The following is a 23111-nucleotide window of genomic DNA, read 5'->3' as shown; positions in this document are numbered from 1 at the left end:
GGCCTGTTTTACTGAGTTTTATTATTCGGCTTTAGGTTGAAGCAATACAACTATTGCGGCCAACTGCTGGCGATGCAATTCACTGATTTCGTTTCCTGCGCAATGCCCTTCATTTTGAGTAATCATTTCACCCAAGCCAACCAGCCAGTCATAAATATAAAAGGCGGTATTATTGGTCGGTGCTAATGATAATTTAGTTAAACGGAGTGAGGCGCTTAACGATGATGCCGATTGAGGGGGATGAGCAAATATTTTATAACCCCGGTTGATGCGGCTCTCGGGCCGCTGGTTTTCACTGACGTGTAAAAAACCTAACCAGGCAACAAAATCGCCCAATACCGCCAGAACGCGCGACACCTGACGGTCTGCTTTCATTTCGCGATGCAAGCCAACTTGTTCGTTATCGGCCAGTATGTTGACCAAACTGCCAGCAACATCCAGCCGAATACTGGCGGTGATAAGTTCAGACACTAATAATTCAATTGTGGGCTTAGTGACACCAAGTAATTCAACCAATGGGCCGTTATCGGGCAGTTGACGCAGGTGATTTATCCAGTAGCGTTGCACGCGGGTGGCGTATTCCATTTCATAATCGTCACTCGCCGCCGGAGCCGGGGGAGTCAGCGGATCTATCGACACGGGCGAGTCGCTAAACAAGTCAATATCAATGCCAATACTGAAAGGCTCGGTGTTAATTTGAGGCTTGCGCGGTTCATTTGAGCCAACCTGTTGCTGTCGCTGGCCGGCAAATAAGTACAGGTGGCGTAACTCTTCGCGTGAGGGAAGTAATCTCTCCAGCAATTCGCCGTGAACCCCGGTTCGGGTTTGCAATGTTTTGAGCAAAATTTCTGCTATACGTCGCTTGTGTTGTGCTTCATTAAACGTCGGTTGATGCCAGCCCAGCAACAGGTTATCAACCAATTCCCGTTGCAGCTCTTGCAGTTGCTCGCTGATGCGTTCAGCTTTGATACCACGGTGAATTTCTTTCGACAGATAAGCGATCATCCGTTCAACGCCACGTTGATCAACTGCCAGCATGGTGCCCCAACTGTCACCGGGGTTACCGACTGAGCGCTGTACCGCTTCATCGTAATTTTTGTCTTTTGCGACGAAAATAGGCGGCTGTTTCTCCGCTACAATGCGTTGGTCAAAAGGTGTTAGCACCCAAATCAGGCCCGGATTACGGCGCGATCGAACTTGAGTATTCTCGCCCTGAGTCTCTTTAACCCAATAATCCAATGCCTTACCCATGTGTTTTACTTCATTTCGCAGGCTTACTGCCTGACAGACTAATAACAAATTGATCTGCTGTTTATCGGTGTAGCGTTCCAGTAAATAGGTGTTCTTAGCCCGCGAAAGCCGATTCGCCAACGGATAGCAATCATCTTCAGCGTGAGGCGGTAGGTCACTTTTCTCACTAAAATTGGGGAAATCCAGTAGATCGACAGTTTCAAACCCCTTTTCCTGTGCCGGCATTTGTAATGGAATAGTTAATTCGACCGTCAACAAGGTAAGCTCGGCGAGTGACAACGTCACCGATTCGCTGGCATTGCTCTCTGTACAAGGGCGTACCTGAATCTGGACATCGGCGGGGGTATTTAGGTCGCTGAGTGTCGCAACATTCATGATGCCATTGGCGGGTAATAGGGTGTCATCCACCAATACACCCAGCGGGGCCAGGACTTGCTGTACATGACCAAGGTGCTGCAAGGTGTAAGCAAAATGGCGGTAAGCCGCGGTTAATTCCTCACTTTCCCCCACAGTAAGGCAAACAGTCGCGCGCGATCATCAATGCTAAGGTAAGGAGCCAACGCGACGGCGGCTGGCCAGAAATGGGTTTCCAACGTCTTTTGGCGCAAAGCATCATGGCGCAGCAGCGAATCCCAAAGCGCAATCACATCGTCATTGTTGATACCGGCCACTGCCACGGGTTGCCGGTGCATTGCCAACTGTTGGAGATGATCCGTTATATATTGTTCATCCAGCGCATGACCTGCTTTTTCCTGATGGCCATCCAACAAGAAAGCCGTCGCCATAATTCTGGCGATATCCTGTTCACTCAGCAGAGAAAGCCGCACCGGATAAGCCTCATCGGTGATTACCGCGTGATGGCTAAAGCGGGTGACTAAACCACTGGCCTGATAGTCGGGTTTGATTTGCTGCCAGAAGTCCAGTGTTTTACCGCCAAGGCGGGTTGCTACCTGACCACGCTCATCGGCAATCAACGCTGAGATCAGGTATTTTCTTCCCGCACTGGAGTGCCCGAAAAAACCTATCGTCATCGCATTACGCGATGTCTGCGCCAGATGGCGGGCTTTGTTAGCGACTCGGCGCAGTTTAATCGTCAGATGATCGGCTTCAATATCCAGACGCGCAGCGTGTCGACGCACCGTGCTAATCCAGTCAATAGCTTGATCAATGCCTTGAGTCACCTGCTGAAGCTGGCTGTGGAGTTGTTGGTTGGTTAACGATTTCATTTTCTAAATACGCTCCCACTATCAATCCAATAATGGGTTGATCCTGAGCCATTGCTGGCTAATGTGTTTAATTTGAGGCGCAAGTGATGCGAGGGGACGCGGCTGCCATCTTGTAATACGGCATCGGCTATCTCAAAACGTTCTGGGCCAATCGATAGCTTATCTTCTTTTGTCAATTGCAATTTGACCTGCAAGACGCTGTCACCGGCAACTTTACGCGCCAGTTCTTGATCGACAATCGACAAGGTATAAAGTGGCGAGGCAGGCCAGCGCTCATTATCAAGCTGACGGAATCCCAGGCACAGAGAACCACGGACTTGGAAATCGGGGGCGGAAGGTAAGCTAAAATGCGGGCTATCCAGATCAATTTCACGGTAGTAGACATTATCTTCAGTCAGGGCCTGACTGCTGTCCAGCATCCCCAGGTAGCGAATGGTTGAATAAGGTTGGAAATCACCCGCTTTAAAGTAGAAACCTGGCAGCCGTAAATCTAACGACAGCAAACACAACATGGCCCCCACTGCGGCGGTGGATTTAGGGTTATCAATGCGGCCATTTTTATTAAATGGATACCAATCATTAGTGTGGTAGCCATCCAGCGATAAAATGCGGTTGTTAGGTAACGGTTGCAGATGGCGGAATAGCGCTTGAATACCGGGGAAGCGTGACGGGCGGCCAGTGAGTAGCAACACATCGCAAGCATACAGCGACACCACTTCAGACAGAGAACGCAGGTTTTGCGTAATACTCATGCGGTTAGATAAAAACTCAGCGTGCAATTTGCTCAATTTCACCACTAACGGCACATGCAAGATATCAAATAGAGCGGCATCGGCCGGCAATTCCCGCTGGACTTCACTGTTGATGTATTCCAATACGTTATCTGTCGGCCGCTGTGTCAGCAGTTCACCGACGTTGGCGTCAATCTCAGCGGCGGTATCCAGCGGGTCAAAACGTTCATAGGCTTCCAGTATTGACCGGCCAACCGGCATGAAAATTTGCAGCGTCGCTTGCTGGCGCAGTGTCGATTGCCCATCCATCCGGCCTTCATTACCAAAGAGCTTATCCATTAGCCCATCTACGTTAGCCACCCCGGCTTTTTTCAGCATGACCTGTAATGCTGGCAGAATGTAGAGCTGGATGACATCAAGCAAAATATCATCCCCGGCAACTTTGAATCCTTCACGGAACAGCAGGCGTGGGCTAATTTTGACGTTATTACCCAGGCCATCGTCCAGCCAGTACTGTGTCACCGCCAGATCCGTGGTGCCCCCACCAATATCAATTGAGGCGATACGCAAGGTTTTCCCTGCGATTTCATCTGCCGCCAACTGCTTATCCGGCCTTGCCATACTGGCGAAGAAGGCGGCAGTGCGCCCCCCGAAATTAACTTGTGTTTCGTTATACAGGTAAACCATCTGACCACAGGTGGCTTCATCCCATTCCATCTGCACGTCAGGCACTGGGACTTGGCTCTTCGCCCAGTCGTGCTCTGTGGCAAAATTCTCATCGGCGGGGTGCCATCCCATCGCTTTCCACACCAGGGCGATAGCCTCATGCATCCGGCGACGGAAAATTTCACGCTCTGGTTTTGGCATCGCTGAGGGCAGGGTAAGAATAATGGAACGTAATTGGCGGGGCGCATTAACATGGGTCATTTTCATCCGCTGCGCCGCGCTGTTAATTTGCATTAGCGCCTGTGACAGTAATTCCGCCAGCATTAACGCCATCACTGCGCTGCGGCTATAGTGGGGTGAGAAAACCGGTAAGCGCTCATCCGCCGGTAAGTTATATAGCGGCTGCCCGTCATCGTTGAGCAAGTGGGTCAGCGGCAGAGCCGTTGCCGGTGTTTCGTGGGATGAGTCGCTTGGCGTGTTATTGAAACGCCAACCGGCAGCATAAGTTTCTTCATCCCACAAATAACGCCGTGGACTGGAAATACCGCTAGAACCCTCGGTTCCTACTCGCTGTAAAGCCATACGGCTGGCTTCCCGGCCAACGCGGGTAATGGTGGGCCAGATAAAGGCGTCATCGCGGCCACTTTCGACTGAAAAGTTGGGTTTACCGAATCTTGCCGGTGCGAATTCAACGCGGCTTTCAAATAATTCGTTATACAGCGAGTGAGGCTCACTTAAATCACGGATTTGTAATTCATAGCTCTGTTTCAACCCATGACTTTCATCAACATGATCTTCCACCAAAATGCCACAGGTATGGGAGTTACCCACGTCCAGAATCAGGTCAACATTCACCGCCGGCTCTTGCAAGGTGCTGGTATTGAGTTTGATTTCCGGTATAGCCAGTTGACGGCCCAGTAATTCCAGTAAGTTCAAATAGTGGGCCTGATACTCAAACTCACGCAGCGACACCGTAATATGGCGCGCGCTGCGCTCTTCTTGTTGTGACGCTTGCTGGGTAAAGACTTCACGTAACCAGCCGTCAACCCAGGTGAGATCGAGGAATTCGGCAATTTCCTCATTGTGGTAAGCCAAGGCAAAACTGAGGCCCGTTTTGATATCGTTCTCATTCGGTGCCAGATTCTCGCAGGCGTGGCCTTCCGGATAGACTTTAGTATCAAAAGCAAGCGTGACGCGCAGGGTATTGCCATCTTGATCCGGCGTATCCAACTGCAATATTTGCACTCTGGCCCAATTATCTGGCCCGCTGACAAAGGCGCGCGGGGGACTAAAACGCAGGAACGGCAGTGGCAACCAGATCTTATTCAGTAGCTTGAGTGATTGTTCCAGCGGGAAGCTAAACTCGGGTTTAACAATTTCAGGGGCAGCCCCCGGAACCATCAGCGAGTATTTGCCATTATGTGAGTGATAATTCAGGCGTAGCAACGGGCCATTAGCACTTTTTCTGACAAATTTGTTGGGCAGTTCGCTATCGGTCTCAGGTGTTAAAGCAAAGTCCAAAAACTGAATACCGCTGTTTTGAATGAGCGTAATTTTCTGTTTATAATCCGTGATCGTTGCCAGCATAGTGTTATTTACTCTCACGCTTCATCATCATAGAAAGGGTGGTATTGGCATCATAGCGACCTTTGCAATCAGCAATGCCCTCAACACCTTGCTTACAGACTATCTCCGGTATTTGATATTTCGAACCATCACTGCATTGCGCTCTATAGCGGCTATTAATCACCAAATTGCCTGATTTCATCAGCCCTGCGGTGACATTGGCGCGGCAGGTAACATTATCGCCGTGGGTGATTCTTACCGTGCCTTTGCCATTTTTGAGCTGATATTTCAAGCTCGGTGCCTTACCGGTGTGCGACGGTTTGATATCCGGGCTAACACGCCAGTTACCGTTAAGGAACGTCGTTGAGCCAATTTTGACCGCCTCCGCAGGGAGGATCAGCGCATTTTTGCTCACAACGCTGGACGGTGGGCTGATTGCTGCAACCGGTTCGGTTGGTGTCGCAGCACTTTCTAATGGCAGGGCAACGGTGGCCTGACTCAACGGGAGTTGCGGCGTAATAAGAGGCTTAGTGACTGGCTCAATGGCCACCGGCGCGACAACTTTAGGTTGTGCAATGATGTCTCTTGGCTCTGCAACGACGGGCTTGGCCGCAATCGGTGTTGCGGGCATCCCGCCACTGAATTGCACTATCAGCGCCACCACCAATGCCAGAACCGGTAATGCCCAACGGATACGCTGCCAGCGCGCGCGGGGCTTGGCGGGTGGGGTCGGGTTGGGCAATTCAGGAGGAAGCACGGGTGCCGGTGGTGTTTCAGTGGTCACCGGCGGGGTCATTGGGGCGGCGTTAGTCACAGGGGGGGCCGTGATTTTCGCCGCCATCGCGGTTTCTGCTGTCATAACCGCAGGTTCAAGGGGTTCAGTGGTCAGACGTAAGCAATCGAGCGGATCGGGACGCATTTTTTTATCTTGGCTGACAAACCCCCAACAGGTGATCACCGGCTTGCCCGCAACCAGATAAACGTGATTTTGATCAGGGAATTGCAGGGTTTTGGCTAACAAAACACCGAATAACCGCTGGGCGGCTTTTTCGGATTGTTGCGCCCGCTGGCACAATTCGTTGACACTCGACAGGCACACCGACAATTGTTTGATTGCCGCTTTGCGCTCGGTGCTACTGGCTGCCAGCCAGGAGGTAACATTCCCGTCAATCGGCGCATACCAATCAATGCGATCGCATTGTTCATTAAGCTGAGGAATAGCCAGACAGTCAGCGATATGCTGCTGTTTTTTAAGACGTAGCGCTTCTCTTATCTGAGATGCGGAGGCATAAACCGGTTGCCCGTTCTCACCTAACGCCAGAATATCGTCCAAACTGCCACTGCGTAAAAATGATTTTGCCACGCAAAAAAGACCTTTGTAATGATGCCCAAGGCAGAAAAATATGTTGTCTGCGACAACAACTACTTTAGGGCCAAAAGCAGGAATCAAACGGTGGAATAAAGGGCAAAATGCCCCGTTGTTTTGAACGCGGCGGCCGATAAGCGCATGGTGCAAAAGAGGGAATGCACAATAAAAGGCATTAATAACGGTGGGGGCCAGGCCAATAGTCACTTTATGAAAGACCTGAATAAGTCTGCGGCTTACCTTATCGCAGGAATAATAAGTAGGAATACGATAAATGAAAATTTTTAGCCGTATGTTGCAGTCAATTAAGTTAAACACCGTTGGGGTGCAGGGTAATGCAACAACTCGGTTGGGACAGGCTTTGTCCCAGGCCTCTAATACCATGGAAAAAAGACCCGAAGCCTCAAAATCGAAGGGTAAAGCACCGCAACCTACCGATAAGATGAAGTTCGAGGCGGCAAAGAGAGGGTTGGAAACCTCAAAACCGAAAGGTAAAGCACCGCAACCTACTGATAAGATGAAGTTCGAAGCCTTAGAAATGAAGGGGAGCGAAGCCGTTAATCGTAAGGCTCCTAGCATTACTGATCTTGCTAACCTTCTTCGTAGTGTTAAGCCTGTTGACCTTGCTAACATTAAAAATGCGCTTACACCTGCGTTGGTTCAATTCGAGCGGAGTCGAATAAATACAGGGGAAGAAAAGCCAAAAAGCCCAGTACATACGAGGAGCGAAGCGCTGAAACCCTGCCGTCCGGCCCCCAAACCGCCCCTTAATTCGCAGTTTAAAGCCGTCACTCGTGACGTCAAAGCAGATCCCGTAGCGGCAAATGCAAAAGAACCTGTCACCACCGGGCAGAAGTTTAGCGGGCAGGGCAGACAGATACAGAGGCCGAGTAGCCCACCGCCAGCGCCTCCGGTGGCCGCAAGTGCAACCGCGTTTGTCACCACCGGGCAGAGTAAGCCGTCACGGGAGCCTGCCGATCTATTACCTCCGACCACTGCTGATGTTTATACCAACAATGTTGCAAATTCACTCGCCGCTGCGCTGAAAGAATTCAAAGCAGATAAGGTAAAGGCAAGAGAAAAATGGTTGGGAGCAGCAAGCAGTCAACTGATCACTCAGCCACTGAAGATGCACCGCACGGAGCAGTAATTTGGCCTTGCTTTAAAACTTCACGTTTAGCTCTGCCAGCTAATTTAGTAAGCTGGCAGTACCGCCTTTACTGGTACTGCAAGGAGCTAGCTTGAATCAATCACAAAATACCGCCCATCTATCCGCCGCTGAGGCGATTGATCGACTGGACACGCTCTATGAGTCAGCTCTGGCAGCGCTGCGTGATGCCATTAGTGCATTTATCCGTGATGGCTCTTTACCTGATGTGGGCGAAAGAGCAAAAGGGGTATTTTCCTATCCGCAGCTCAGTGTCAGTTGGGATGGACGATTGCGTGACCAACAACGCACCCGTGCTTATGGGCGTTTTTCCCGCACCGGTCAATACAGCACCACCATTACCCGGCCGGCACTGTTTCGCGAGTATCTGACCGAACAGCTTCAGTTGCTGGAAAATGAGTACGGCGCGGTGTTTGAAGTGACACCGTCACAACAAGAGATGCCCTATCCCTTTGTCATTGACGGTTCTAACCTGATTTTAGACCGCTCAATGACCGCCGACCTGGCACTGCATTTCCCCACCACCGATTTGGCCAAAATCGGCGACAGCATCACTGATGGCATTGAAACCGCAACCGCAGATTTCCCGTTATCGCATTTCGATGCTTTGCGTACCGATTTCTCACTGGCGCGGCTAAAACATTATACTGGCACACCGGCAGAACATATTCAGCCGTATATTCTTTTTACCAATTACAGCCGTTATGTTGATGAGTTTGTCAGTTGGGCGTGTGAGCAGATCCTCGATCCTACCAGCCCGTATAAGGCACTTTCCTGTGCCGGTGGCAGCTACATTACGGCAGAAAATGCCGATCCGGGGAAGACCACCTCTGATCTGGCATGGAAAAAGCATCAGATGCCGGCATACCATTTAATCGCCGAAAGCGGGCATGGTATAACGCTGGTGAATATTGGTGTTGGCCCATCGAACGCCAAAACCATTTGTGACCATCTCGCGGTTCTCAGACCCCATGCATGGTTAATGATTGGGCATTGCGGCGGGTTGCGTGAAAGTCAGGCGATTGGCGATTATGTGCTGGCACATGCTTATCTGCGCGATGACCATGTGCTGGACGCGGTGCTGCCGCCAGACATTCCTATTCCCAGTATTGCCGAGGTGCAGCGGGCGCTGTATGACGCCACCAAAGCGGTTAGCGGGATGCCCGGCGTCGAGGTCAAACAACGGTTACGCACTGGTACGGTTGTGACCTCTGACGATCGTAACTGGGAGCTGCGTTTTTCTGCCTCAGCACTGCGCTTCAACTTGAGCCGTGCGGTGGCGGTTGATATGGAAAGTGCCACCATTGCCGCTCAGGGATATCGCTTCCGGGTGCCGTATGGCACATTGCTATGTGTTTCGGATAAGCCGTTGCACGGTGAGATAAAATTACCGGGGCAGGCCAACCATTTCTATGAAGGCGCTATCTCTGAGCATTTGCAGATCGGTATTCGTGCCATCGATTTGCTGCGTGCTGAGGGGGACCAACTGCATTCACGCAAGTTGCGTACCTTCAATGAGCCACCGTTCCGTTAATATCACCCGCATAGCCCCTCGCGACTGAGGGGCTACTTGCCCGCGCCCACCCACTGAGAAAACAGGCCAATAATGTGCTGTAACACCGGATCGGCTTTTTGCGCCTTATGAATATGCGCATAAATACTCAGTTTACTGCTATCCAAAAATGCCGTTTTGACGGTTCTTAGCGGTAACATTGCACACATTTGCGGGGCAAAGGGCGCGGGAACAAACATCACGGCATCGGAGTGAGCAGTATGCATCAGCAGGTTGGTAAACGAGGTGCTGCGGTAGGTGCGGTGAACGGTATAAATATCATCGAATGAAACCAAGTATTGCTCTTTTTCAACCGCGTCCTGCGGCAAGATCCAACCCAATAGCTCTTCGGCTTTTAACTCTTCAAAGGTAACCGCCGCTTTGATTCGCGGATGGTCGCGTCGGCAGACCAATACCGAGCCGGATTCAAATAGCGGATAGCGCTGAATTGCACTGTCATTCTCAAGGCTAAAACCAATATCAATATCGATTTGCCGCCTTCTTAACAGCTCAATCCGTTTTTGCCCGGAAGGTTGATTGGAGAGGAATTCATACGACACCGCGTGGCTGTCCGGTGGGTGTTGCATCATGCAGCCCAGCAACCAGAATTCAACTAACGAACTGCTCCGTATCCTGACGGTGCGCATAGCAACGCCTTTTTCGTTAAGTAGCGCCGTTTTATTAACCCCTGAATCCATCATTTCCAGTGCAGGTTTGAAAATTTTATATAATTCAAGCGTCAATGCAGTTGGCTGCATTCCCTTGCCACCTCTGAACATAATTGGATCGTTATAATGCTTTCTCAGTTTATTTAGCACCACACTGACGGCGGAAATACTCATGTCCAGCCTTTCTGCGGTCAGTGACACCGTTCCTGTTTCTACCATAGCGCACAAAATTCGGGTCAGATTTAAATCAAGCGAACTTTTCACGCGGAATCCCAAATATTATTTTTCTAACTATCAGTATAGACAGCGCTTTTTGATTTTCAAAAACTAACTTTTCACTTTCTCGATAGCCTTTGAAGCCAACAGAGCCTAAATTTACCTCACGATCCTCATCATCTGTTTTCGATTTATATTTTATCATCAGAATTTTCTGAATAATTATAAATGCAATCCTAATGACTTGCAGGGGGATTGGTAAGGATAATGCCGCGTATGAAAATAGAACCCTTTAAATACCCACATATTAATTGTGGAATTAATAATGCTACTGAAAAGATTAACTTCTTTTTTTATAGTGATTCTGAATTATTGGCATATTCCCTTAGCCAACTGGTTCAGAGCATCGCTGATACCGATTATGCTCATTTAATTAAGGTTAATCTTGTTCATGTGACAGTCATTAATGAAGTTGTAATGGATGTGTTAAGAGATAATGTAAATAATGTCATTGTGTTCGATCTCGATAGCATGTTTTATACTGAAAAAATAAAAAGTGATCAATGATCTTAAAAAAACCAATAACAGCCTAAAGTCAATTGCACTTTGTAACGACCAGGAGTTTTTAGTTTATTATAGGTTCTATTCCTCTTTTTTTGATTCGGTTTTAAGGAAGAAGATTAAAATCAATGAATTGGCTAAAGATTTAAGTGTACTTATTGATAGTATTGTCGCCCGAAATGGCGCTGGACCACCCAGTGAACATACCTCATCAAAACATTACTTTTATATGTTAACGGATAAAGAATCAGCCATTTTAAAGAAAATACTCGCTGGAGAAACCAACAAGAAAATAGCCAATAGTTTATTTATCAGTGAGAAGACCGTCTGTAGTCACCGTTCAAAAATTTACTCTAAATTTGGTGTTAGAACATTATCTGAATTATATTCAAGATTAAAGTATGAATCACTCATTGTTTAATCTTATTAAGATAAAGAACGGACTCTGATAAATTAAGTCATAACAGTTATAAAATTTAATTAAACCTAATAACCTCATTCCATCAATAGTGGACGGAGCGTTGCTATCTATGTTTTCGGAGTTTGTATGAATAAAATTCATCGTATTATAAAAACGTTTATCGTCAGTTTTCCGGTGTTATTAGGTGGATTTTCTATGGTGGAGGCCAAGGCCGAAAGCACACTGAATACTCAATCCGGGCCAATCTATTTATCTCTTTTCGGGCCGGAAACTGATTTTTTAGTGCCTGAAACGGCAACAATTACCACCATAACCGACAGCACAATTTTTGGTAATCGTGATGCTGACTGGCGGCTGATTGTTTATGGTTCGGTAATCGATAATACCTATGCAATGGTTGCTGCCGGTGCGATCCATCTTGATTCAAAAACTGCCAGTGGTTCTCATCTGGATAACTACGGCATTATGGCTGCGACCCAGGCAGGATCAGGTGTCTCTGGTGTAAAATTGGAAAATGGCGGAACAGTCGTCAACCATGCAGGCGCGAGCATCGGTAGCCTGGGGGGTTACGGTATCGTCTCCAGTAAGGCCTTGGCCTACATCATAAATAATGGCGCGATCACCGGTTATTCAAGTGGGATTCGGCTGGCCTCAGGTGGCAGTGTTACACAAGGTATTACCGGGATAATAAACTCCAGCGATGGGCCTGGCATTCTTTCTGATAGTGGCATTCTTACCGTTAACAATGCTGGCACTATTAGCTCTAATTCAGGTGGCGGGATATTGACCAGAGGGGACACTCACGGCTCAATATCCAATAGCGGGACGATAACCGGCCCCAATGCCATTCAGATTCAGGGTAGTGGTGGCATGATTATTGAGAATATGGGCACCTTAACCGGCAGCAATGGCACTGCGGTTAATCTGAGTGGCAGTAATAACCAACTTATTCTCGCAACTGGCAGTACCATTAACGGCAAAGTTATCAGTAGCGGTAGTAATAACACACTCGCATTACGCGGGGATGGCACTGCCAATAATGATTTCAGTGGATTAACATCGATTTCAGCGACCGACAGTGGTCGTTGGACGTTAGGCGGCAATGTGACAACCAGCGCTGCCAATGCGACAGCGCTGGTTGTGCAGAATGGGGCGCTGATGATTACCGGCCAATTGACCAACAGTGGGTCAGGAGCGACAGCCAATGTCTCGCACGGCGGGATATTACAGGTGGGCGATACCACCGGCGGGAGCCTTATCAGCAATGTCAATATTGAGCAAGGTGGCACACTGGGCGGCTATGGCAACGTGACCGGCAATGTGTTGAATGCCGGTGAGCTTATCGTCGGGCGAGCCTTGACCGGTGGCGACCACGGTGAGTTCACCGTCAATGGCGATTATGAAGGCAGGGGCGGTACTGTGGTATTTGATACCGACATGGGAGCGGATAACGCCTCAACGGATAAATTGATTATCAACGGTTCCAGCTTTGGTGAGAGTCAGATTCGGGTTCAAAGCGCCCACGGTGAGGGAGCCGAGACTTATGATGGGATCAAACTGATTAAGGTGAACGGCAGCCAGTCTGACGGGCAATTTACGCTCGCAGGTCGCGCGGTCGCCGGGCCTTATGAATATTTCCTGCAACAGGGCACGCTGACGGATTCAACTAACAAAGACTGGTATTTGCGTTCAACCTTTGGTGGAACAGCGCCAGTGAGTGGTGATACGGGATCAGGTACCAGTACCGATGATCATAGTAATGGCGGTGGCAATAATAGCAATAACGGTGACGCTGCCAGCGAAGGTAACGCAGCCAGTGGGGGGCGAGCCGTAAGCTCAAAAACACTGCGGCCAGAAGCCGGTGGTTATATGGCGAATATCGCTGCGGCACAAACGATGTTTAACCTGCGGCTCAATGACCGCGAAGGGCAGGCAGAAAACTCCAGTATGTGGCTGCGGCAGGTGGGTTCACGCACCGGTTTCAGTGATGGCAGCGGGCAGTTACACAGCAGCGCCAATGGTTATGTGGTGCAAGGGGGCGGCGAAGTATTGAGTGCGGCAATGGGTCAGGATGACCGGCTGGGGGTCGGTATGATGGCCGGTTATGGCTATAACAATAATCAGACCCAATCTAACCGCACCGGTTATAAATCACGCGGCATCGTTGATGGCTACAGTGCCGGTATGTACGCCACCTGGTATCAAGATGCTAAAACGCAAAATGGCAGTTATGTCGATAGTTGGCTGCAATACAGCAAGCTAAAGGCTAGCGAGCAGGGCGATGAGCTGGCGATGCAAAGCTATAACATCAATGGCCTGAGTGCCTCGATTGAAAGTGGTTATCGGATGCCGGTGTATCAGGGAACAAATGGCGAGGTATTTGTGACACCACAGGCGCAGGTTATCTGGGATGGGCAGAAAGCAGATACGGTGCGTGATGACAGTAATACGCAAATTCAATCGACAGGCACTGGTACTATCAGCACCCGATTCGGGGTTCGTGTGGCGCGTGATAGTGTCAGTGATCAGGATAAAGGCAAGGATAAGCTGTTCACCGTTTACTCCGAAATGAACTGGCTATATCACCGCAAAGATCCCGGTGTTGCGATGGATAACATTACAGTGAGTCAAGCTGGCAGCCGCAACGTGGGCGAAATAAAACTGGGGGCGGAAGGCAAACTGAATAAGAACTGCAATACATGGGCCAACGTTGGCCAGCAAATGGGGGGCAGTGGTTACAATGACAGCCGTGTGACAGTGGGCCTTAAATACGCATTTTAATCGCTGCGGTAAAAAAATTAAATATTGATAAGAATAAAACGCTGCGGGAACTCCGTGGCGTTTTTCGTTTGCACATCAGTGGGATGGGGCTAACTCAACCACCTGCTTGATAGAATTATCCCACACTAAATCTTGCCGACGACCATCTCAGGCGATGCCCATCTGCTAACCAATATTCTTACCGTTAAGCCGCGTGATATTTATCGTAAAAGACAGAACCAGGAAAACCAGCCTATCGGCTAACCCCGCTACCAATGCTGATACTGGATATGCCGCTCGACCCGCCACTCACTCCCATATGCCCGCTATTGGCACAGCCAACCAGCCACAGAGCCAGTATTACTACGATTGCTTTTTTCATGGAGCTTCCTTTGTTATTACTCACAGCCAGCAGCTCATTCAGTATATAGGTTAAGTGAATCGATACCGAATGTATTCGCGAGGAGGATGGTGTGAGGTTAGTTATAGAATATTTATCTGACAGCCGAATAGGTTGCAGCATCAACGATATACAGCGTAAATATAGAGATACCCGTGGCGGATTCGACCTGATTGGTGGCGGTATCTGTTTAATAATCAGATCAACACCTTCGTAACACCCAATCAAGAGAACCGCTTATGCACTTTACTAAGTGTGGGATTGTCACCTGCCGAACAATTCTATTTGCTGGCTGCCTAAATAACTGGCAACGCAACTTTTGCCAACTTCATATCACTAATGCGACAGAACCTACTAGGTTACTGGCAATTTTCCAGTATTATACGATAATCATTATCCATACAGCGTTGATGGTTGGTGGATAAAAAATAAATGTATAATTATTTACTTCGTGAAGTTTTTCAAAAAACAAAATGTCAGGCATTATCGATAAATAGTACGGTAACACGAAAAACAAGAATACTTACCAGGATCACTATTCTTATTCATTTATTACTTCCTTTAAGTTTACCCTTCACTCCGGTGATTGCTGCCACTGTCTTATTACCCGAAAACTCCACGGTAATTCACGTCGATACAGAACCGTACCTGCTGGGTACCAATGAAACTGTTGAGTCAGTGGCAAAGAAATACGCTATATCCGTTGATGAACTTAAACGCATTAATATTTACCGCACGTTCGCCAAACCCTTCACGGCATTAACTGTTGGTGATGAAATTGACGTGCCGCGTAAAAAATCTCCGTTCACGGTAGATAATAACGTCACTGTTCCTGCAGAGAACGGGGTAGCAAGTAATGCTGCAGCGGGGGCCGCTCTCTTGTCCCACGGTGATGCAGCCAAATCGGCAGAGAATATGGCCCGCTCTGCGGTCAACAATGAAATCAGCAGTTCGGCACAACAATGGCTGGGCCAGTTTGGTACCGCCCGTATCCAGTTCAACACTAATGATGATTTTGAATTTGACAGCAGTGCTATTGATGTACTGATTCCTCTTTATGATAACCAAAAGTCTTTGTTTTTTACCCAATTGGGGGGACGGAATAAAGACAGTCGCAATACGATTAATATCGGCGCTGGGGTTCGCGCTTTTTTAACTAACTGGATGTACGGTGCCAATACCTTTTTTGATAATGATATTACCGGTAATAATAGACGGGTCGGCATTGGTGCGGAAGCCTGGACAGATTACCTGAAGTTATCTGCAAACGGTTATTTTGGCACGACCGACTGGCATCAGTCTCGTGATTTTGCGGATTATAATGAACGCCCTGCTAATGGTTATGATCTGCGTGCCGAGACTTATTTACCTGCTTACCCGCAATTAGGCGGTAAGTTAATGTATGAGCAGTATAATGGTGATGAAGTCGCATTATTCGGCAAGGATAAACGCCAGAAGGACCCACATGCCATCACGGTAGGCATCAATTATACCCCTGTCTCTTTGGTTACGGTTGGAATAGACCACCGCGCGGGGAAAAGTAGTAAATCCGACAGCAGTATTAATCTCCAGTTCAATTACCGCCTGAGCAATTCCTGGCAGTCGCATATCGACCCCTCTGCTGTGGCCGTTACCCGCACCTTAGCGGGGAGCCGCCAGGATCTGGTTGAGCGTAACAACAATATTGTGCTGGACTACCAGAAACAAGAATTATTACGATTATCATTACCGGAGCAACTAACGGGTTCAGCAGGCGATAATGCTATACTTACAGCACAGATTGAGTCGAAATATGAAGTTCAACGCGTTGAATGGGATGCTAACTCTCTCATTGCTGCTGGAGGTAATATTAGTACGACCTCTCAGAAAGACGTTACAATCACATTTCCGCCATACCAGTATCAAGTAGGTGTAAGTAATATCTATGCGTTGTCTGCTATTGCATATGACGTCAATGGAAATATTTCAAATCGCGCTACAACTCAGATTCATGTGAGTCAGTCGAGTACAATTATTATTAGCACGTTAACTGTACAGACAAATAATGCATCAGCTAATGGAACGGATGTTAATAGCGTAGTTGCCAAAGTCACGGATGCTAACGGTAATCCAATACCAGGGCAAAATGTCATGTTCATGGCAACGAATAATGCATCGGTAATTACCTCGCCAGTAATCAGTGACACAAATGGATTAGCCGTTACAACTATCAATAATACTTTTTCGGGCATTAGTAGTGTTACAGCAAATGTCAATAACACTAATGAAAAATCAGTAGATGTGGTTTTTCTTTCCATAACAGGTGTTTCTGTTAATGTCAATGCTAATAGAGAAACATTTAGTGCTGATGCAGGTTTTCCCAAAACAGGGTTTGTCGGAGCAATATTCCAGATAAATATAAATGGGGGTACGACAATCAACAATCAGTTGACTTGGATTAGTAACCATCCGGAATTGGCAACAGTAGATAATAATGGTTTAGTTAGCTTTATCAGTGATTTCCCAAGCAGTACCCCCATATCGATTACCGCCACTCGTAACGGCGGCAATGCACCGTTAATTTATAGTTTTACCGTGAGAAAATGGTTTATTAATCCATTAACTGGAGCAAGCAATAACTATATTGCTGCTGAGACAGCATGTACAAATGCTGGGTATTCAATCCCAATTATACAAGATTTTTTCTTGGCAGCAGAGACTCCAGGTGCTCAGTCTACTCGCGGAGCCAATGGCAGACTTTGGGACGAGTGGGGACGAATGGCAAATTATACCGGGCCACTTGGCCAGTGGCCCGGTGGTGCCTGGAGTAGCACACCTAATCTTAGTGTACCAGGCTTTCTTCTTACGGGAGGGTTGAATCAAGGGCAGGTGAATTCTACAAATAATACGTCTGGGGTCGTCTGCTCAAAGAATATTTAGCTAGTAGTTCGCTACTTAAACGAGAAGGAACCTGGTCAGGAGAGCATAGTATCGCTTGCTATTATTACGTCAGCCTGGCGAATGGGTTGCGAAATATGAGGCCGTCGCTGAAATTATTGATCCGATCGCCGATACGGTAAAAGTGGTACGTGCTCGGGCCGGCGGGCTAATTTATGCCAGCCGACGAGTGCCCTTTGTGACGTTGGGCGCGCAGGTCATGAAGATTGCGGGGAAGACGCCTTTTGCTGGCGGTGGGGGCTTGGTGTCGTAAATGGAGATAAAGAGACCGTCGCTGTCTCTTTATCTCATTACCGCATTCTTACCCCTTCGTCAGACGGTCAAAATCTGTGGCATCATGGCGCTCTGGCAATTGTTCGTGCGCGTCTCCCCAAGTGCGATTGACGATACTGCCACGTTGAACGGCAGGGCGCTGGGCGATATTCTCCGTCCAACGGCGAAGATGAGTATAGGATTTCACATCCAGAAACTCGCCCGCGTCATATTGCAGGCCGAGCACCAAATTACCGTACCAAGGCCAGATAGCAATATCGGCGATAGTGTATTCATCACCGGCGATATAGGCTTGATTTTCAAGTTGTTGGTTGAGTAAATCCAGTTGGCGTTTAGCTTCCATCGTGAAGCGGTCGATAGCATATTCGATCTTCACCGGCGCATAGTGATAGAAATGACCAAAACCGCCGCCTAAATAAGGGGCTGCACCTTGCAACCAGAAGAGCCAGTTCAGCGCTTCGGTTCTTTGTGGATGTGACTTTGGCAACAAATGACCAAATTTATCCGCGAGATAAAGCAGAATCGCCCCAGACTCAAATACCCTGACAGGTTTAGGCGTTGAGTAATCCATTAGCGCGGGGATCTTTGAATTAGGATTAACAGCAATAAAGCCACTGGAGAACTGATCACCGTCACTGATGTTTATCAAATGCGCGTCATACTCCGCACCTTTCTCGCCCAAAGCCAACAACTCTTCCAGCAAAATCGTGACCTTCTGGCCATTGGGTGTGCCCATTGAGTACAACTGCAAAGGGTGCTTACCTCGCGGCAGGGTAGCTTCGTGTCTGGCACCGGCGGTCGGACGATTAATCTTCGACCAAACCCCGCCGTTTTCATTGTTTTCTGTCCAGACCTTGGGTGGCTGATATTCGTTATCTTTCATCGTGGATGACCTTATTTGAGAATGAATACGAACTTAATAATATTCAGAGTGATTATGCCTCAACCATAAAGAATAACAGGGATAATATTTCTGTCACTCCAGCCCCCTATAGTGAAGTTGCTTTTTACCTTTGGGCAATAAGAATAATCAGGGAACTTAACATGTACATGAAAAAATTCAGGCTGGCACTGCTGACCAGTAGCATCGTATTCAGTACCACGTTGTGGGTACAGGCGGTCGAGATGCCAGCAACGCTGGCCGGGCATGCCGTTCTGTCCGTGAAATCGGCGGTTGCAACGCCTGCGGATGCACCGATTGATTTACAACAAAGTGGCAAATACACCCGTGATCAACGCGTTAGCACCTTAGGCATTGTCGCCGGTAAATCCGCCGATCGCCCTACGGGTATCGGTTTGCCCATCACCGGCCAACCACTGCAAGGCCATTCTGGAATAAAGCACATGCCGGATGGCACATACTGGGTGCTGACCGACAATGGATTTGGTAGCAAAGCCAACTCGCCGGACGCCATGCTGTATCTCAATCACTATAATATTGATTTCAAAAATGGCAGCGTAACGCCACTGCAAACTGTGTTCTTGCACGATCCAGATAAAAAAGTACCGTTCCATATCACCAATGAAAGCACTGAAAAACGCTATTTGACCGGCAGTGATTTTGACCCCGAAAGCTTCCAGTTTGCTGATGATGCGCTCTGGGTGGGTGATGAATTTGGTCCCTATCTGATTAAAGCTGATTTAAACGGTAAAGTGCTGGCAGTATTTGACACTCAGGTTGATGGCAAAATTGTGAAATCACCTGATAATCCAACACTTACGTTGCCTGGTGCGCCGGATGGCAAACAGAACTTTCAGGTGGCGCGCTCAAAAGGATTTGAAGGGATGGCAGTGTCACCGGATGGCAGCAAACTCTATCCTATGTTAGAAGGTGCACTGTGGGAGGGGGAACAATTTGAACATATTGATGGCAAACGTTACCTGCGCGTGCTGGAGTTTGATGTTAAGAACCAAGCATGGACAGGGCGCAGCTGGCAATATGTTCTGGACGATAATCAGAACGCCATTGGTGACTTCAATATGATTGATGCGAACTATGGATTAGTGATTGAACGCGATAATGGCGAAGGGACGGCAGATAAAGCTTGTGCCACCGGTGCGGCGACGGATAAATGTTTTAGCCAGATAGCCAAGTTCAAGCGTGTCTACAAAATTGCCTTCTCTGATGACAATGTTGGCAAACCGGTAGAAAAAGTCGCATATATTGATCTGTTGAACATTAAAGATTCGCAGAACCTGGCACGCAAACCGCTAAATAATGGTGTGCTGACGTTCCCGTTTTTTACCATTGAAAACGTTGATGTGGTGGATGCCAACCATATCATTGTTGGTAACGATAATAATTTCCCATTCTCCGCCAGCCGCCAGCCTAATGAGGCGGATGATAATGAGTTTATCCTATTGGATGTAAAAGCATTATTGAGCCAGTAGCCTGACTCAATTCTTTCTAACAAGCCCGTCTGGGGCGGGCTTTTACTCTTGAATATCATGCTTCATACAGCACTGTTGATGCTTCTTTGACTTGCCGCTCAAGAATATTGAGTGTTTTGGATAACACGTTTTCTTGTTCTGTAAACCATTGATCCTTCTCAGGCAGAGAAGTGGCCAGCCGCCAGGAATCTTCATCTTCCAATGCGGTTAGTTCACTTAACATTGCGTCAATTTGATCTCTGACTTGGGTGATTTTCCGGCGTAATCGTTCGAGATCGTCAATGCAATCACTGCCCATCAGCGGCTCAAGCCCTTGTTTTAAACTCGCCAGCAAAGCATTAATCGCAGTAAAATCACCGCGTTGGCGGGCTTGATTGAGCTGGACCATAAGCTGATGTGCTTTTTCTTTTAAATTCATCCGCGACCAAATCCGGATGGCACAATCGGCTGGCTTGCCGCCATAGGCGGTTTAGCTCCTGGCGCTGATCAGAAGAGAATTTTTGTTCATTTTCGTGTCGTTGTTCGGCTTTTCTTTGTTGCTGCTGATAGCTATCGTACTTATCTTTTGCCTCCTCACGCGCTTTGCGGGTTGACCGCGTATTGCGCGTGCAGAAGCCGTGTTCCAGTTCTTTGATTTCAGCGAGTAGGGCGATGATTAATTCGGTCTGTTGCTGGATCTGTTTTCGCATCTCAAAGGTTGCGTCACACAGTGGGGATAATACCAACCAACGCTGTTTTAACGATGCTAACTCATCGATCGCCTGAGAGAGATACTGCTGGCAGTTGCGGTAATCATCCTCGCGGCGTCGAGTTTCGGCCTCCGCCCGACGCAGGGCGTTTTCCGCCAACTGCTTGCGTAAATGGAGAATTTGCTTCATTAACGGGCCAAGCCGCACCAGATAGAGATCGTTAAAATCATCCAGCAACTGAATACGTTCGTCGCGCTGCACAATTAGCTCGCGTAACTGTTCCTCCAGTGCTTTTAATTCCAGTTTGCAGGCAGACAATTCGACGTCCTGCCAATGCGTCACCGCCTGTTTGCTCCCAAGCCAGGCCGAGATTGCGTCGAGCGCATGAGTAAATTTCCCTTGCTCAATCGCTATGGCGATAGAAACAAGCACCGCATCCTGAGGTTCACTTTTAAGATAAGAGAGTTGCTGTCGGATAATATCGTCATCTTCAAGCTCAATGGCGCTTTTAATGATCTCCAGCCGTTTAATGAGTTTCTTCATGAAGTCCGGATTTGCTGATGGCGTAAGCAGGGTAAGGACATACTAAACAATGGCTTCAAATTGTTCCAGATGAATAGCGAGAAATTGGGTGCCGAACAATTATCAAGATCGCGCCTGGTGCTGATAAACGCATTTGACCGGTAAATGATGGTATTAGTGCTACAGATTTCACGTAGCGTCACCGGGTTAAGGGAAGGGTTTATGGTGCGGCATGTGGGTTGGGTCTGTACGATTATCATTTAACATAATATACATTATACGCACCAACATTGTAGAGGCTAAGTTAAGATGTCTGCCATGCAATCTCATCATTAAGGGATCCTCATGGCGACACACAAAGCGGATTTTTTCACCTTGGGCGAAGTAAATAGACTCAAAATTATTCAGGACGTTGTTGATCATCGCCTCACAACGCAAATGGCCGCACAGCGGCTTGGTTTATCCGATAGACAGTGTCGTCGGTTGATTGAACGTTATCGTAATGATGGGCCTCTTGGACTCACCAGTCGTCGGCGCGGAAAGCCAAGCAATAATCAGCTATCTGAAGGACTCGCTGCTCACGCACTGAATATCATTCGTGAACATTACGTGGATTTCGGGCCTACGCTAGCTTGTGAAAAACTCTCAGAAGTACACAACGTTCATCTTGCTAAAGAAACCGTCAGAAAATTGATGGTTAATGCTGGTTTCTGGATCCCCCGCAGACAAAGAGCATCAAAGATCCAGCAGCCTCGTTATCGCCGAGCTTGTACCGGCGAATTGATACAGATATTACGGGTGGCGATGGCTACACTCAGTTTGGTCGGGCCATGCACGAGCTGAATATCCAGACTATGTCACGTACTGAGGAAATTTTTGGAGAGCGCAATAAGCGTTAATGTTATGATATATATGCATTATTATGGTATGTCAAAGTGAACTTATGAGTATCTCTGATACCCTGAAGTGCTGCGTGCTCATAACTGAATCAAAAAAGGATGATGGAACGATGGCAAAGCTTAAAATAAAAATAGTTACATTGGGATATATCCCGGCAAGGTTTGATATAAAAAAAGTACAGAGTTGGAAATCCAAGCTATTCGAAATATCCAGCATTGACTATTACAATTTAAATTGTGATTCAGATATTGAATATGCTTGGGCATATTCTGATGACTTAATAGTTAAGCAAACACCTGAGATAGGCGATGCTAATTTTTTAGTGGTCTTAACAAACGTGCCCTTAGAGGATAACTGGTATTCACGTAGACTTGGTAATAATAAGGTTATATTCACCTTCCATGAAATAAAGGATTATTTACTTTATGACAACATTCCTCTTGAAAATGTAGTGTACAGAATACTATATGCATACTCATTAGCTTACATGAGGTCTGGACGTCGAATTCCAGACTATGGAGAGACACCTGGATTTACTCATGATGAAACCAAGGGATGTTTATTCGACATGAATGGAATAAAATCAGATCTGATTGAATCATGTAATAAACCGATTATATGCAGAGAGTGCGAACATAAGTTAACTAACGGGATGGTTTCTAATAATGTTATTGAAAACATCAAACATGAATTAAAAGGAATAAAAAAACCATTGTATTACAGATGGTTGGATTTCATTAAAGTGCATCCATTAATATCATTAGCCATCTCATCACTCACCGTAGTACTGCTTGGTATAATAGGGTCTTTAATTGCCACCAAAATCTATGAGTATTGTAAAGTATAA

At 47.6% G+C, this 23111-nt stretch carries 14 protein-coding genes and 4 pseudogenes; 10 read left to right on the top strand and 8 right to left on the bottom strand.

Annotated features, from left to right (window positions below):
* Positions 1 to 21: 21 nt before the first annotated feature.
* The 3 genes and pseudogenes from YALDO0001_RS08525 to YALDO0001_RS08515 all read right to left on the bottom strand — a co-directional run bounded on the left by YALDO0001_RS08525 (position 22) and on the right by YALDO0001_RS08515 (position 6803).
* Positions 22 to 2477 (bottom strand): annotated as a pseudogene (locus YALDO0001_RS08525) (putative virulence factor).
* Positions 2474 to 5461, bottom strand: a complete 2988-nt coding sequence (locus YALDO0001_RS08520) for a virulence factor SrfB (RefSeq protein WP_004702034.1) — start codon at positions 5459 to 5461, stop codon at positions 2474 to 2476. The pseudogene YALDO0001_RS08525 and the gene YALDO0001_RS08520 overlap by 4 nt, the downstream one beginning before the upstream one ends.
* A 4-nt stretch (positions 5462 to 5465) precedes the next feature.
* Complete coding sequence (locus tag YALDO0001_RS08515) at positions 5466 to 6803, bottom strand: SrfA family protein (RefSeq protein WP_042839617.1); 1338 nt, start codon at positions 6801 to 6803, stop codon at positions 5466 to 5468.
* A gap of 277 nt (positions 6804 to 7080) precedes the next feature.
* On the opposite strand from YALDO0001_RS08515, the gene YALDO0001_RS08510 reads away from it, so the two are divergent.
* Positions 7081 to 7956 (top strand): hypothetical protein, encoded by an 876-nt coding sequence (locus YALDO0001_RS08510; protein WP_004702030.1) that lies wholly within the window; start codon positions 7081 to 7083, stop codon positions 7954 to 7956.
* A gap of 91 nt (positions 7957 to 8047) precedes the next feature.
* The gene (locus YALDO0001_RS08505) at positions 8048 to 9508 is read left to right on the top strand and encodes an AMP nucleosidase (RefSeq protein ID WP_004702028.1); all 1461 of its coding nucleotides are present in this window, start codon (positions 8048 to 8050) and stop codon (positions 9506 to 9508) included.
* 32 nt (positions 9509 to 9540) lie between these two features.
* Here the strand turns inward: YALDO0001_RS08505 and YALDO0001_RS08500 are convergent, their stop codons facing one another.
* Positions 9541 to 10458 (bottom strand): LysR family transcriptional regulator, encoded by a 918-nt coding sequence (locus YALDO0001_RS08500; protein WP_042839603.1) that lies wholly within the window; start codon positions 10456 to 10458, stop codon positions 9541 to 9543.
* Positions 10442 to 10615, bottom strand: coding sequence for a hypothetical protein (locus YALDO0001_RS21215; RefSeq protein WP_004702024.1), 174 nt, complete (start codon positions 10613 to 10615; stop codon positions 10442 to 10444). The genes YALDO0001_RS08500 and YALDO0001_RS21215 overlap by 17 nt, the downstream gene beginning before the upstream one ends.
* A gap of 71 nt (positions 10616 to 10686) precedes the next feature.
* On the opposite strand from YALDO0001_RS21215, the gene YALDO0001_RS21820 reads away from it, so the two are divergent.
* From YALDO0001_RS21820 to YALDO0001_RS08490, 3 genes are all read left to right on the top strand, one after another.
* Positions 10687 to 10977, top strand: coding sequence for a hypothetical protein (locus YALDO0001_RS21820; RefSeq protein ID WP_004702022.1), 291 nt, complete (start codon positions 10687 to 10689; stop codon positions 10975 to 10977).
* Positions 10967 to 11392, top strand: a complete 426-nt coding sequence (locus YALDO0001_RS21815; protein ID WP_252830389.1) for a response regulator transcription factor — start codon at positions 10967 to 10969, stop codon at positions 11390 to 11392. Before YALDO0001_RS21820 ends, YALDO0001_RS21815 begins: the two co-directional genes overlap by 11 nt.
* A gap of 126 nt (positions 11393 to 11518) precedes the next feature.
* Entirely contained in the window at positions 11519 to 14173 is a 2655-nt protein-coding gene (locus YALDO0001_RS08490; protein ID WP_004702016.1) for an autotransporter family protein, read from the top strand.
* A gap of 232 nt (positions 14174 to 14405) precedes the next feature.
* Here YALDO0001_RS08490 and YALDO0001_RS22195 read toward each other — a convergent pair whose 3' ends face one another.
* Positions 14406 to 14534 (bottom strand): hypothetical protein, encoded by a 129-nt coding sequence (locus YALDO0001_RS22195; RefSeq protein ID WP_004702015.1) that lies wholly within the window; start codon positions 14532 to 14534, stop codon positions 14406 to 14408.
* Positions 14535 to 14984: 450 nt separating this feature from the next.
* On the opposite strand from YALDO0001_RS22195, the gene yrIlm reads away from it, so the two are divergent.
* Complete coding sequence (gene yrIlm, locus YALDO0001_RS08485; RefSeq protein WP_004702013.1) at positions 14985 to 17471, top strand: YrIlm family inverse autotransporter adhesin; 2487 nt, start codon at positions 14985 to 14987, stop codon at positions 17469 to 17471.
* A 55-nt stretch (positions 17472 to 17526) separates the two neighbouring features.
* A pseudogene (locus tag YALDO0001_RS08480) lies at positions 17527 to 17742 on the top strand (succinylglutamate desuccinylase/aspartoacylase family protein); the annotation flags it as partial.
* Positions 17743 to 17790: 48 nt separating this feature from the next.
* On the opposite strand, the gene yghU reads toward YALDO0001_RS08480, so the two are convergent.
* Positions 17791 to 18645, bottom strand: a complete 855-nt coding sequence (gene yghU, locus YALDO0001_RS08475) for a glutathione-dependent disulfide-bond oxidoreductase (RefSeq protein ID WP_004702010.1) — start codon at positions 18643 to 18645, stop codon at positions 17791 to 17793.
* 161 nt (positions 18646 to 18806) lie between these two features.
* Here yghU and YALDO0001_RS08470 point away from each other — a divergent pair, with 161 nt between their 5' ends.
* On the top strand, positions 18807 to 20153 hold the full coding sequence (locus YALDO0001_RS08470; protein ID WP_042839602.1) for an esterase-like activity of phytase family protein: 1347 nt from the start codon (positions 18807 to 18809) through the stop codon (positions 20151 to 20153).
* A gap of 55 nt (positions 20154 to 20208) precedes the next feature.
* Here the strand turns inward: YALDO0001_RS08470 and YALDO0001_RS08465 are convergent.
* Positions 20209 to 21385: pseudogene (locus tag YALDO0001_RS08465) on the bottom strand (DNA repair protein).
* Positions 21386 to 21709: 324 nt separating this feature from the next.
* Between YALDO0001_RS08465 and YALDO0001_RS08460 the strand changes: the two are divergent.
* Together YALDO0001_RS08460 and YALDO0001_RS08455 are read left to right on the top strand one after the other, a co-directional pair.
* Positions 21710 to 22156 (top strand): annotated as a pseudogene (locus YALDO0001_RS08460) (helix-turn-helix domain-containing protein); the annotation flags it as partial.
* A gap of 151 nt (positions 22157 to 22307) precedes the next feature.
* Positions 22308 to 23111 (top strand): hypothetical protein, encoded by an 804-nt coding sequence (locus YALDO0001_RS08455; RefSeq protein ID WP_231585768.1) that lies wholly within the window; start codon positions 22308 to 22310, stop codon positions 23109 to 23111.

It is taken from the genome of Yersinia aldovae ATCC 35236 (genome assembly GCF_000173735.1).
Taxonomy (GTDB): domain Bacteria; phylum Pseudomonadota; class Gammaproteobacteria; order Enterobacterales; family Enterobacteriaceae; genus Yersinia; species Yersinia aldovae.
Note: the sequence above shows the minus strand (reverse complement) of the source record. Positions and strands in the feature narration are given on the sequence as shown.

What these genes read in the sequence shown, in the direction of transcription:
- YALDO0001_RS08520 (WP_004702034.1), bottom strand. Translation starts at nt 5,461, where the DNA reads ATGCTGGCAACGATCACGGATTATAAACAGAAAATTACGCTCATTCAA.
- YALDO0001_RS08510 (WP_004702030.1), top strand. Translation starts at nt 7,081, where the DNA reads ATGAAAATTTTTAGCCGTATGTTGCAGTCAATTAAGTTAAACACCGTT.
- YALDO0001_RS21215 (WP_004702024.1), bottom strand. Translation starts at nt 10,615, where the DNA reads ATGATAAAATATAAATCGAAAACAGATGATGAGGATCGTGAGGTAAAT.
- YALDO0001_RS21820 (WP_004702022.1), top strand. Translation starts at nt 10,687, where the DNA reads ATGAAAATAGAACCCTTTAAATACCCACATATTAATTGTGGAATTAAT.
- YALDO0001_RS08490 (WP_004702016.1), top strand. Translation starts at nt 11,519, where the DNA reads ATGAATAAAATTCATCGTATTATAAAAACGTTTATCGTCAGTTTTCCG.
- YALDO0001_RS22195 (WP_004702015.1), bottom strand. Translation starts at nt 14,534, where the DNA reads ATGAAAAAAGCAATCGTAGTAATACTGGCTCTGTGGCTGGTTGGCTGT.
- yrIlm (WP_004702013.1), top strand. Translation starts at nt 14,985, where the DNA reads ATGTATAATTATTTACTTCGTGAAGTTTTTCAAAAAACAAAATGTCAG.
- yghU (WP_004702010.1), bottom strand. Translation starts at nt 18,645, where the DNA reads ATGAAAGATAACGAATATCAGCCACCCAAGGTCTGGACAGAAAACAAT.
- YALDO0001_RS08470 (WP_042839602.1), top strand. Translation starts at nt 18,807, where the DNA reads ATGTACATGAAAAAATTCAGGCTGGCACTGCTGACCAGTAGCATCGTA.
- YALDO0001_RS08455 (WP_231585768.1), top strand. Translation starts at nt 22,308, where the DNA reads ATGAGTATCTCTGATACCCTGAAGTGCTGCGTGCTCATAACTGAATCA.